This is a genomic window from Ruegeria marisrubri (assembly GCF_001507595.1).
GTDB classification, from domain to species: domain Bacteria; phylum Pseudomonadota; class Alphaproteobacteria; order Rhodobacterales; family Rhodobacteraceae; genus Ruegeria; species Ruegeria marisrubri.
Window position 1 is genome coordinate 686482 of sequence record NZ_LQBQ01000012.1, and the last position, 12309, is coordinate 698790.

Consider the following 12309-nt stretch of genomic DNA (forward strand, 5'->3'; position numbering starts at 1 on the left):
GCAAGATCACGTCATTCACGGTGCAATGAGCGAAATTAAGCATAACGCCCCTGAATCCGTCGAGGCGCAGCACTGGATTCTGCACAAGACGGTGGTGATGGTGGGCATGATGGGTGCGGGCAAGACCGCCGTGGGGCGGGCCCTGGCCGCGCGGCTGGGGGTTCCGTTCCTCGACAGCGATGCCGAGATCGAATCGGCGGCGAACATGACCATCCCCGAGATCTTCGAGCGCGACGGCGAGGCGTTCTTTCGCAAGAAGGAAAGCCAGGTCATCAGCCGCCTGCTGGACGAGGAAAGGGGTATCCTTTCGACCGGCGGCGGCGCGTTTCTGTCCGAGGAAAACCGCCGCATGATCTCGGAGCGCGGCGTTTCGGTCTGGCTGCGGGCGGATCTGAACGTGTTGTGGAACCGGGTCCGGCACAAGGACACGCGGCCGCTGCTGCGCACGCCGGACCCGCATGCGACGTTGCGCGCGCTGTATGAAGCGCGGGTGCCGATCTATGCCAAGGCCGACTTGATCGTGGACTCGGATGCCGAAACCACGATCGACAGAATGGTTGACCGGGTGCTGGCCGCGTTGGAGACCCGCCCGGACGTTTTGGAACGGAAATAGATGCATCAGACCGTACATGTCGCCCTGGGCGAACGCTCTTACGACGTTGAAATCGGGCCGGACCTGCTGGCCGAGGCCGGGGCGCGCATCGCGCCCCTGCTGAAACGCAAACGGGTGGCGGTTCTGACCGACGAGACGGTGGCCGGGTTGCATCTGGAAAGCCTGCGGGCCGGGCTGGCTGGCGGTGGCGTCGAGATGGTCTCGCTGGCGTTGCCGGCGGGCGAGGCCACCAAGAGCTGGCCGCATTTCGAACGCGCGGTCGAGTGGCTGCTGTCGGAAAAGGTCGAGCGGCAGGACGTGGTGGTTGCCTTTGGCGGCGGCGTCATCGGGGATCTGGCGGGCTTTGCGGCGGCGGTGCTGCGGCGCGGGGTGCGCTTCGTGCAGATCCCCACATCGCTGCTGGCGCAGGTGGACAGCTCGGTGGGCGGCAAGACCGGGATCAACGCGCCGCAGGGCAAGAACCTGATCGGGGCCTTTCACCAGCCCTCGCTGGTGCTGGCGGATACCTCGGTTCTGGGGACGCTGACGGCGCGGGATTTCCTGGCGGGCTATGGCGAAGTGGTGAAATACGGGCTGCTTGGTGATGCCGAATTCTTTGAGTGGCTCGAGGCCAACGGCCCGGCGCTGGCCGCCGGTGACATGGCGGCGCGGGTGCAGGCGGTGACCCGCTCGGTGCAGATGAAGGCCGATATCGTGGCCCGCGACGAGACCGAGCAGGGGGACCGCGCGCTTTTGAACCTCGGCCATACCTTCTGCCACGCGCTCGAGGCGGCGACGGGTTATTCCGACCGGCTGCTGCATGGCGAGGGCGTCGCGATCGGCTGTGCGCTGGCCTTCGAATTGTCGGCGCGGCTGGGGCTGTGTTCGCAGGAGGACCCGAGCCGGGTGCGGGCGCATCTGCGGGCGATGGGGATGAAGACCGACCTGTCCGACATTCCGGGCGATCTGCCGGGGGCCGAGGCGCTGGTGGCGCTGATGGCGCAGGACAAGAAGGTGGTGGACGGTGAGCTGAGATTCATCCTGGCGCGCGGGATCGGGCAGGCCTTCGTGACCTCGGACGTTCCGCCCGACGCGGTTCTGGCGGTGCTTGAGGATGCGCTGGCAACCTGCTGAAACCGGGCGGTTCAGCGGCCCCGGATCACCATCAGCTCGCCGATGTTTTCGCGGGTGATGTAACCGACCATGCGGCCGCTTTCGGTGCAGACCGCGATGGCCGGCGCGCCCTTGTGCAGAGCGTCCAGCACGGTTTCCAGGCCCGCCGTCAGGGGCACGCGGGGGATGTCGGTTTCCATGATCGAGGTGGCCGGGTCCGAACGGGGGTGATCCCCGGCCAGTGCCGCGAACAGCTGCCCACGCGTCACGAAGCCCAACAACTCGCCGTTGTAGTCCAGCACAGGGAATTCATGCTGGGTGGTGTGAATGACGGCCTGCGCGGCGGTGTTCAGGGTATCGGTCGGCGACAGCGCCTCGAACGAGGTAATCATCGCGTCGCGCGCCAGCACCCGGCGCGCCACGGCGCGCATGGCGACGTCCTGGCTTTCGGCATTGGCGGCGATGAACACGAACACGGCAATCAGAACCAGGATCGGGTTGCCCGTGCTGAGGCCCAGGAAGCCGAACAGGATGGCGACGAACTGGCCCGCCGAGGCGGCCATTCGGGTCGCCTTGACCCGGTCCATGCGCATGCAGAGCAGGGCGCGGAACACCCGGCCGCCGTCCATCGGGAAGGCCGGGATCATGTTGAACACCGCGAGGAACAGGTTGATGTAGGCCAGACGGGTGAACAGGTCGATCTGGGCCGAGTCGATCTCGGCCATGGTATCGAGTTGCACGCCCGCGCCGAACACCACCAGCACGCCCCAGATGACGATGTTCACGGCCGGGCCGGCCAGGGCGACCATGACCTCCTGCGTCGGTTTTTCCGGCATCCGTTCCAGCCGGGCGAGGCCGCCGATGGGCAGCAGCGTGATGTCGGGCGTGCGGATGCCGTAGCGCCGCGCCATCAGGGCGTGGCCGAATTCATGCGCCACCACGCAGGCGAACAGGGCGACCACGAAGATGACGTTCTCGACCGCGGCGGGCCAGCCGCCCTCGGCATAGGCGGCAAAGCCGATCCACGCCAGCAGCAGGAAAAACGTGACGTGGACCCTCAGTTCCGAGCCGAAAAGACGGCCAAGCGTGAAGGACCATGTCATGTCTTACCTCCGGCCGATCAGAACGGGATTTCGTCGTCGTCGATGCCGCTGGACGCAGGCGCCGGTGCGCTGCTGCCATACGGATCGCTCTGCTGACCGCCGCCATAACCGCCGCCGTAGCCGCCACCGGCCTGGCCGCCACCATATCCTCCGCCGCCTTCGCCGCGGGCATCCAGCATCACCAGGTTGGCATTGAAGCCCTGCAGGACGACCTCGGTCGTATAGCGGTCCTGGCCGGACTGATCCTGCCATTTCCGGGTCTGTAGCTGGCCTTCGAGGTAAACCTTGGAACCTTTCCGAAGGTATTGCTCGGCCACGCGGACCAGACCTTCGTTGAAGATCGCCACCGAGTGCCATTCCGTGCGCTCGCGCCGCTCGCCGGTGTTGCGGTCCTTCCAGGTCTCGGAGGTGGCGACGCGAAGGTTGCACACCTTGCCGCCGTTCTGGAACGTCCGCACCTCGGGATCGCGGCCCAGATTTCCGACCAGAATGACTTTGTTGACTGAGCCAGCCATGTATTTCCCCGTTCTTGTTGTCTCGATGCTTTCGAATCTGAGCGATCCGTCCTCGTGACCCTATACGGACTGCGTCATGGTTAAAACAGGGTTGATGCGGGTGCGCGCCGCGACACCGGCCTCAAGGGGGCGTTACACTTTCATTTTGGGCAGAAAACAATATAATCAGCCACAGGGGGACAGAAACCGGGTCTGCTTTGATGCGTGTATTGTTTAGCGGTTTTGTGTTGATTTCTTTCGTTCTGGCATCGGCCCCGGTCCAGGCGGACATGCTGTCGTCCAAGAACAGGCGGGACATATTCCGCAATCAGGCCAAGCTGCTCGATACCCGGGCCGCCAGCCAGTATGAGAACTCGGTCAGGCTGCGGCCAAAATCCGTCCAGCCGCAATTCAACAAGCGATACGCCGGCAAGTATCGCGGGCAGTATCTGCAGCTGGCCCGTGATGCGGCGCGGAAACACAACATTCCCGAAGACCTGTTCCTGCGCCTCGTCCAGCAGGAATCCGGCTGGAACCCGACGGCGAAATCTCACAAGGGGGCGTTGGGGCTGGCGCAGTTGATGCCGCAGACGGCTCGGCTGTTGGGCGTGAACCCGTATGACCCAAAGCAGAACCTCGAAGGTGGCGCGCGCTACCTGTCGTGGCAATACCGCAAGTTCAAATCATGGCGCCTGGCGCTTGCCGCCTACAATGCCGGCCCCGAGGCGGTCGAAAGGTATGGCGGTGTCCCGCCCTACAAAGAGACGCAGAACTACGTCAAAAGCATCTGGGGCGGCTGAGCGAAACGCCTTGCCCGGACTCGTCCTTTCGGAATCTCACCTATGTGGCGGTATGGAACGCGTGTCGCCGGCTGTCGCGCAACCGCCCGAGCAGGGGGCCTGACCCGAAGTCATGTGTTCGACCGAAGAGGGGACCGAAGCCGGATACGCTCTACGGCCCCACGTAGCGCGCCGAAATGGTCGGCCCCGTGCGTGAATGTCAGTTGGACGCGTGTGCGTTGGATCGGGACGCCGCAGTCAAACTCTGCGCCCTCTCGGAGTGGAAAACTGCACTGAATTGGCCGCTGCGAGGAAGGGCCGATTGTCCGAAAACACCGCCTTAGCCCACAATACGCAGCCACGACGGTTTCGCCGTGGCTACGGTCAGAAGGACAGGGGGCGGAACCGCCGCTTGCGAAGGGGGCTACTCGGCCGCGATCTTGATGACCGGCTCCATGCTCTTGAGGATCTCTTCGCTCAGGTGGCACTTGATCTGGTGACCTTCGGCCACCCTCCTGGACGGCGGCACCTCGCGTTCGCACAGATCGCCGGGCACCTGGGATTTCCAGCGGCAGCGCGTCTGGAAGGGGCAGCCCGGCGGCGGGTTCATGGCGGACGGGATGTCGCCCTCGAGCACGATGTGCTGTTTCTCAACCGACGTATCCGCGATCGGAACGGCCGAAAGCAGCGCCTCGGTATAGGGGTGGTAGGGCGGCGAGAAGACCTGATCAGTGGTTCCCAGTTCGACCACATGGCCCAGATACATCACCATCACCCGGTCGCTGAGATAGCGCACGATGGACAGGTCATGGCTGATGAAGAGCAGCGTCGTCTTCTTTTCACGCTGGATTTCCATCAGCAGGTCGGTAACCGCCGCCTGGACCGACACGTCCAGCGCCGAGACCGGCTCGTCCGCGACGACGATCCGCGCATCGCCCGCAAAGGCGCGGGCGATACCGACGCGCTGTTTCTGCCCGCCCGACAACTGGCGCGGCATCCGGTCGGCAAAGGCGCGGGGCAGCTTCACCAGGTCCAGCAGTTCCAGCATGCGCTGCCGCCGCTCGGCCTCGGAATTGCCGACGCCAAAGATTTCCAGTGCCCGGATGATCTGACGGCCCACGGTCATCGACGGGTTCAGCGTGTCGAACGGGTTCTGGAACACCATCTGCACCTCACCGACGGTCTTGGCGTCGCGTTCCTCGATCGGAACCTGCTCGATGTTGCGGTTGTCCAGAAGGATCTGCCCGTCCGTCGCCGTCTCGAGCCCCATCAGCACCTTGGCGAAGGTGGACTTGCCACAGCCGGACTCGCCGACGATGGCCAGGGTCTCGGATTCATGCGCCTCGAAGCTGAGCGTCTCGTTGGCCTTGACCACCTTCTTGTGGCCGCCGCCGAACAGGGCATTGGCCGCGACCTCGTAGTATTTCTTGAGGTTGTCGATCTTCAGAACGGTCTGGCCGATCTCGGCCTTTTCCTTCGTATCCGCCATCGTGACCGGCGCGCTCCAGTCGATCTCCTGGAATTTCAGACAGCGCGTGTGATGGCGGTCATTGCCCGGAACCGTGAACATCGGAATGTCCTGCGCGTCACAGCGGCCTTCCTCGAAATAATCGCAGCGCGGCCCGAAATTGCAGCCCGGCGGGCGTTCGTGGGGCAGGGGGAAGTTGCCGGGAATGGCGATCAGCGGACGCGAGTTCTTGTCCGCCCCCGGCAGCGGGATCGAGCGGAACAGCGCCTGCGTGTAGGGGTGCTGCATCTCGTCAAAGACATCGTGGATCGAACCGCGCTCGACTGCCTCGCCGGAATACATCACGCACAGCCGGTCGCAGGTCTCCAGCACCAGCCCCAGGTTGTGGCTGATGAACAGCATCGAGGTGCCGTATTTCTTGCCCAGGTCCTTGACCAACTCCACCACGGCCGCCTCGACCGTCACGTCCAGCGCGGTCGTGGGCTCGTCCAGGATCAACAGCGCCGGTTTCGACATCAGCGCCATGGCGATCACGATGCGCTGCTGCTGGCCGCCCGACAGTTGGTGCGGATAGCTGTTCAGCATCCGCTCGGGGTCGGGCAGGCGCACGTCGGTCACGACCTCCAGCGCGCGGGCATAGGCCTCTTCCTTGCTGACCCCTTCATGGATCATCGGCACTTCCATCAGCTGCTTGCCGATCTTCATCGCCGGGTTCAGCGAGGCCATCGGCTCCTGATAGATCATCGCGATCTCGTTGCCTCGGATGTCGCGCAACTCTTCGGCGCTCATCTCGCTCAGGTCGCGACCCTTGAACTTGATGGTGCCGCCGACGATGCGCCCGTTCTTGCCCAGGTCCTGCATCACGCCCAGCGCCACGGTGGACTTGCCGCAGCCGGATTCCCCGACCAGCCCGACCGCCTCGCCCGGCATCACCGAAACCGAGAAATCCATCACCGCGGGAATTTCCCGCAGCCGGGTGAAGAAGGATATCGACAGCTTGTCGATCTCAAGGATCGGGCCGTCATAATCCGCAAGTTTGCTCATTTTCTTGCTCCCAGATGAACGCGGGCCTCCGCCCTTCTTCATCTTTTCGAAAATACTCCGGGGGTCCGGGGGCAGAGCCCCCGGCCTTGGTCACGTCAGTCCTTCAGGCTTTCTTCGCGCAGGCCATCCGCCAGCAGGTTCAGGCCCAGAACCAGCGACAGCAGCGCCAGCGCCGGCGGCAGGGCCGGGTGCAGATAGATCGACAGCAGCTTGCGCCCCTCGTTGATCGTCGAACCCCAGTCCGGGCTTTCCGGCGGCAGGCCGAGGCCAAAGAAACCCAGAGTTCCCAGAAGGATGGTGGTATAGCCGATGCGCAGGCAGAAATCGACGATCAGCGGCCCGCGCGCGTTGGGCAGGATCTCCCACAGCATGATGTACCACGGGCCTTCGCCCCGCGTCTGGGCGGCGGCCACATAGTCGCGCGTCTTGATGTCCATCGCCAGCCCCCGCACGATGCGGAACACCGTGGGCGAGTTCACGAAGACCACCGAGACGAATACCACCAGGATCCCCCCGGGCACGTCGAACAGATCCATGAAGGTCGGCAGGCCCCAGATCGCATAGTCCTTGGTGTTGATCACATACCCGCCGGTCGAGATCAGGGACAGGTAGAGCCAAATCGCGACGCCCAGCACCCCGATCAGCAGCGGTGTGCGGAAATTCGGCCGTGTATAGTAGCGCGAATTCAGCAGCACTCCGACAAAGATGATTGGGAAGACGAACAGCACGGCGGCCATGTAGTTTGGCACGCCGGTCGCGATGATCTCGGGCGTTACCAGCAGATAGAACAGCAGGATCACCGGGAAGGCCAGGATCAGGTTGGCGAGGAAGGACAAGAGCGTGTCGAGGCGGCCGCCATAGTACCCTGCGGGCAGGCCCAGCGTGATGCCGACCATGAAGGCGAACAGCGTTGCCAGCGGCGCGATCTGCACCACGATCCAGGCGCCCTTGACCATGCGGCTGAACACGTCGCGCGCCAGGTTGTCGCCGCCCAGCAGATACCAGGCATATTGGCTCTCATCCAGATTGGGCAGCGGTGTTCCGGGAACCTTGTTCTTCATTCCCGAAACCTGCACCAGCGGGTCGTGGGTCACGATCAGGTCGAGGGCCCCGAAAATCCCGGTAAACACCCAGAACATCACCAGTCCGAACCCGATCATCCCAACCGGGCTGTCGAACAGTTTGCCATACAGCCCCAATCGGCGCTTGAAGGCGACCGACATGGCGAAGACGATGATCAGCGACACCCAGACGGGCAGGAATTGCTGCGATATTGCGCCGACGATCCCGGCGTTGCTGCCCAGGAAGACGCCAAGCACGATGTAGGCCAGCGCCAGCAGAACCGAGGCCAAAAACGTGAAACGCAGGGCGGTCTGCGCCAGGCCCCGCGGCCCGGCGGCGGATTTGAGTGTCCCGTCGGGATTGACGATCACCGGGCCTTCGGTGGTGGCGATATTGATGAGGATCCAGGCAAGGATCGACAAGATCAGTCCCGCCAGGGCGATCGCGAGAACAGGGTTGAGAAAGGCGATCGAGCCAGTCCAGCTGAGAGGTTCCATATCCTGTTCTCCCTTACGAAATCCGGATGCGCGGGTTCAGGTAGACATAGCCGATATCCGAGATCAGCTGCGTCAGCAGCACCACGAAGACCGACACGACCGAGATCGCCAGCAAGAGCTGGATGTCGTTGTTGCCGGCGGCCTGCACCAGCGCCCAGCCGAAGCCCTTGTAGTTGAACAGGGTCTCGACGATCACGACGCCGTTCAGCAGCCAGGGGAACTGCAGCATGATGACGGTGAAAGGCGCGATCAGCGCGTTGCGCAGGGCGTGCTTCATCACGATCGTCGGGAACGACACCCCCTTGAGGCGTGCAGTCCTGATATACTGCGCGGTCATCACCTCGGTCATCGAGGCCCGGGTCATCCGGGCGATATAGCCCATGCCGTAAAGCGCGATGGTCAGCACCGGCAGGAAGAAGTTCTCGAAGGTGGGATTGTCCATCGCCTGCGTCGCGGTGCCCTTGAACCATTTCAGCCCCACCGTTGACGAGGTGAAGATGGCGATGAAGATCACGCCCGAGACGTATTCCGGTGTTGCCGTGGTGATGATCGAAAAGGTCGAGAGCGACCGGTCAAGCACCGAGCCTTCGCGCATCCCGGCCAGGATGCCGACGATCAGCGCCGATGGGACCATCAGCACCAGAACCCAGAACATCAGATATCCGGTATTGCCGAGGCGCTTGGAAACGATCCCGCCCACGTCATCCTTGAAGACCGTGGAATAGCCCCATTCACCCTGCAGGACGCCGCAGAATTTCGGCGTGTCCTCGGGCGCCACGCCGGGCCGGGCGCAGGTGCCGACGAACTGACCGTCATCCAGCGTGTTGGTAAAGCCCGGCATCACCCCCAGCCATTGGCCATACTTGACCAGCATGGGTTGGCGATAGCCGCGATTCTCGAGCCAGGTTTCGACCTGCTCGTCGGACATCCGCTGGTTGCCCTGCGTTTTCGCGAGCTTTTCGAGGTTCGGATAGAGGTTGGTCAGAAAGAAGACCACGAAAGTCAGACACAATGCCGTCAGCAGCATCACGCCGAACCGTCGGAGGATGAAGAGTCCCATGATGACCCCTGTTGTTCATGTGTTCCACAGATCGTTGGGCCTTTTGTGCCGGCCTCTGGTTTCCGGGTTCAGTCCGGTGCGTCTGCGGCTGGAAAGGGGCGCCCTGCACGGGCGCCCCGGTCTGTGTCGTCAGCGCAGGGCTCAGGCAGCCCAGCCCCACTTGTAGTGGTGGTGCTCGAAGGACACGTGCATGTCGGTGCCAACCAGCCCTTCCTTCATGTGGCGATACAGCGAGCGCCAGTAGGGCTGGACGGTCACGCCTTCCTCCTGGATCAGCGCGGCTGCGCGTGCGGCCACTTCGCGGCGCTTGTCGGCATCCGCGATGGCCAGCGCCTCGTCGAGCAGCGCGTCGAACTCGGGGTTGGCCCAGCCGAATTCGTTCCACGCCTCGCCCGAGCGATAGGCCAGCGCCCAGACCTGAACGCCCAGCGGGCGGTGGTTCCAGTTGGTCGAGCTGTAGGGATATTTCGCCCAGTCGTTCCAGAAGGTGTTGCCCGGCAGAACCGTGCGCTTGACCTTGATGCCCGCGTCACGCAGCTGCGCGGCGACGGCGTCGGTGGTGTTGCGGCGCCAGTCGTCGTCGATCGAGATGATCTCGTGCTCGAAATCGGCCATGCCGGCCTCTTCCATCAGCTTGAGCGCACCGGCCGGGTCGTGCTTCTGCGGCGGCAGTTCCGGATACTCCGGGTGGATCGGGCCGATATGGTGGTTCTCGGCGGTCTGGCCGCGGTTGCCATAGCCCAGTTCCAGGCAGACCGAGTTGTCCACGGCCATCTGCAGGGCCTGACGGACGCGCTTGTCGGCATAAGGCTTCTTGCCGTCCACCTCGGCCAGCTGGTTCGGGCGGATCACGATGGTGCTCATGGTGACCACTTCGGACTTCACGTAGCCGAGGCCGTCCATCACGTCGATGAATTCACCCACCGACTCGTAGAGCATGTCCACCTCGTCGGATTCCATGGCGGCCAGCCAGGCCGACGGGTCGGTGCCGTAGTCGATATACTCGATCCGGTCCAGCGCCGGACGGCCAAAGACCGCCTCGCCCCACCAGGTGTGGTTCTCGTTGCGGGTCATGACCGCTTTGACGCCCACTTCGAGTTCGGACATCAGGTAGGGGCCGGTGCCCACGTTGTTGAGCAGGTCGCTTTCGCTGAACGAGCTGTGGACGATCGCCGCCGGATAGTCGGCCATGCCGGCGATCAGCGAGATGTCGGACTTGGGCAGGTTCAGGCGGACGGTGTGGGTGTCCACGACCTCGATGCTGCCTTCGACGGCCTGGCCGGTTTCGGCGTCAACCAGCGTCGCGAAGCGGCCCGCCATCGAGTTGGTTTCCGAGCTCTTGTCGCACCAGCGGGCGATGTTGCGGGCCACGTCCTCGGCGGTGAAGTCGTCGCCGTTGTTCCACTTCACGCCCTGGCGGACCTTGAGCGTGTACTGGGTGGCGTCCTCGTTGATTTCCCAGCCTTCCAGCAGCATGCCGCGGAATGTCCCGTCCGAGTTGTACTCGACGAGATATTCCAAGGTGCCGCGCGAGAAGTTCGCGATCTGCGACCAGTCATAGGTACGCGGATCCTTGAGGGCGCGCACCTCCATCTGGGCGCGCAGCGTTCCGCCTTCCTTCTTGGCGGCGTCGGCGGCCTGGACGGGCGCGGTCAGGCCGATCATCCCATAGGCCGCGGCGGCAGTTACCCCGAGGCCGGTCGCGCGGGTCAGGAACTCGCGGCGACTGAGCTTGCCTTCCCGGTATTCCTGGGCGTGCATCTCTGCGGCCCAGTGAACGGGTGCTCCGGTCATTGTCTTGTTGGTCATGAATGTCTCCCTGTGACACGTTTGATTATTGGTGGAGGTTTCAACTCGGATGGTTGAAGTCAAAAGCGGTTCCTTCTTTGGAAGGCCGACAACTCTTTTGGAACGTTCGCATCCCCATATGCCCATTTCGCAACAGAAATCCCCGCAGGTCAATGTTCGGAATCGTCATGAATTGGACAAAAGCGACATGGGCGCAGAAAGTGGCGCATTCGTCATGGGGCCTTTGGACACCCGTGTGCGCAGGGATTCCCGTATGTTTTCGGGCTTGCGGCCCCTCCGGGTGAGGTGGTCAAAAAAACGTGAATTTTCTGTGCGTATTGCGCAGCGTCCCGACCCGCGCAGTTTTAGATTTTCCAAATGTCAGCCGGGCAGATGGATGTGATTCCAGCTTTTCATTCGTGCCCGGAACCATGTGCGCTGACGCTTGGCGAATTGCCGGGTGGCGATTCCCGCCCTTTCCCGCGCCTCATCCAGGGTCAGTTCGCCCCGCAGATGGGCCATCAGTTCGGGAACGCCGATCGCCTTGCACGAGGGCAGGGCAGGGTCGTAGCGGTCGCGCATGGCCGCGACCTCGGCCAACGCGCCCTGTTCCAGCATCTGGTCGAAGCGGCGCATGATGCGGTCGAGCAGCCAGGTCTTGTCCACGTCGAAAACCAGTGGCACGGCCTGGTCCAGCGGCAGGGCGGGCGGTGGTGTGTCGTCCTGCCAGTCGGACAAGGGGCGACCGGTGGCCTGCTGCACCTCCCACGCGCGCTGAACCCGCGCGCGGTTGAGCGTGTCGATCCGCGCCGCCGTCTCGGCGTCGATCCCGGCCAGCAGTTCGGCCAGTGACATGGCGTCGGCCCGGGCGCGGATGCCGGGTGGCGTCGGAGGAATATCCGCCATGCCTTCGGTCAGGGCCGCGAAATACAGGCCCGTTCCGCCGACGATGATCGGGCGCGGCCCGGCAGAGAGCAGGGGCACCACCTCGCGCAGCCAATGCCCGGTGGAATAGGTGGCGTCATATGGAACATGGCCATAGAGCAGATGCGGCGCGCGGGCCTCTTCCTGGGGCGAGGGGCGGGCGGTGATGATGCGCCAGCAGTCATAGACCTGGCTGGCGTCGGCATTGACGATGACGCCGCCGTGCCGTTCGGCGATCTCGAGCGCCAGCGCAGATTTCCCCGAGGCCGTCGGCCCCGCGATCAGCACCGGCTTGTCGTCCGGGATCGGCGGCAGTCCGTCCAGCAACCGGGTCACAGTGTTTGCCGTCATGTGCGATTGCCTCGTTTCGAACCGTGCCGCATTG

The 12309-nt window shown here is 63.7% G+C and carries 10 protein-coding genes; 3 read left to right on the forward strand and 7 right to left on the reverse strand.

Features of this window, described 5'->3' with window-relative positions; translation table 11 throughout:
- Positions 1–25: 25 nt before the first annotated feature.
- Together AVO45_RS10365 and aroB are read left to right on the forward strand one after the other, a co-directional pair.
- Positions 26–613 (forward strand): shikimate kinase, encoded by a 588-nt coding sequence (locus AVO45_RS10365; protein ID WP_068346583.1) that lies wholly within the window; start codon positions 26–28, stop codon positions 611–613.
- Positions 614–1726, forward strand: coding sequence for a 3-dehydroquinate synthase (gene aroB, locus AVO45_RS10370; protein ID WP_068346585.1), 1113 nt, complete (start codon positions 614–616; stop codon positions 1724–1726).
- A gap of 11 nt (positions 1727–1737) precedes the next feature.
- Here aroB and AVO45_RS10375 read toward each other — a convergent pair whose 3' ends face one another.
- On the reverse strand, positions 1738–2808 hold the full coding sequence (locus AVO45_RS10375; RefSeq protein WP_068346586.1) for a site-2 protease family protein: 1071 nt from the start codon (positions 2806–2808) through the stop codon (positions 1738–1740).
- A 17-nt stretch (positions 2809–2825) separates the two neighbouring features.
- Positions 2826–3323: a single-stranded DNA-binding protein gene (gene ssb, locus AVO45_RS10380; RefSeq protein WP_068346588.1), complete on the reverse strand. Its 498-nt coding sequence runs from the start codon at positions 3321–3323 to the stop codon at positions 2826–2828.
- Between the two features lie 200 nt (positions 3324–3523).
- Here ssb and AVO45_RS10385 point away from each other — a divergent pair, with 200 nt between their 5' ends.
- Positions 3524–4102, forward strand: coding sequence for a lytic transglycosylase domain-containing protein (locus AVO45_RS10385; protein ID WP_068346590.1), 579 nt, complete (start codon positions 3524–3526; stop codon positions 4100–4102).
- A 403-nt stretch (positions 4103–4505) separates the two neighbouring features.
- Here AVO45_RS10385 and AVO45_RS10390 read toward each other — a convergent pair whose 3' ends face one another.
- The 5 genes from AVO45_RS10390 to miaA form a co-directional block, all read right to left on the reverse strand.
- Positions 4506–6593: a dipeptide ABC transporter ATP-binding protein gene (locus AVO45_RS10390; protein ID WP_068346592.1), complete on the reverse strand. Its 2088-nt coding sequence runs from the start codon at positions 6591–6593 to the stop codon at positions 4506–4508.
- 95 nt (positions 6594–6688) lie between these two features.
- Positions 6689–8152 (reverse strand): ABC transporter permease, encoded by a 1464-nt coding sequence (locus tag AVO45_RS10395; RefSeq protein WP_068346594.1) that lies wholly within the window; start codon positions 8150–8152, stop codon positions 6689–6691.
- A 13-nt stretch (positions 8153–8165) separates the two neighbouring features.
- The gene (locus AVO45_RS10400; protein ID WP_068346595.1) at positions 8166–9212 is read right to left on the reverse strand and encodes an ABC transporter permease; all 1047 of its coding nucleotides are present in this window, start codon (positions 9210–9212) and stop codon (positions 8166–8168) included.
- Positions 9213–9353: 141 nt separating this feature from the next.
- Positions 9354–11021 (reverse strand): ABC transporter substrate-binding protein, encoded by a 1668-nt coding sequence (locus AVO45_RS10405; RefSeq protein ID WP_068346596.1) that lies wholly within the window; start codon positions 11019–11021, stop codon positions 9354–9356.
- Positions 11022–11381: 360 nt separating this feature from the next.
- Complete coding sequence (miaA, locus tag AVO45_RS10410; RefSeq protein WP_068346759.1) at positions 11382–12275, reverse strand: tRNA (adenosine(37)-N6)-dimethylallyltransferase MiaA; 894 nt, start codon at positions 12273–12275, stop codon at positions 11382–11384.
- Between the last annotated feature and the right edge of the window lie 34 nt (positions 12276–12309).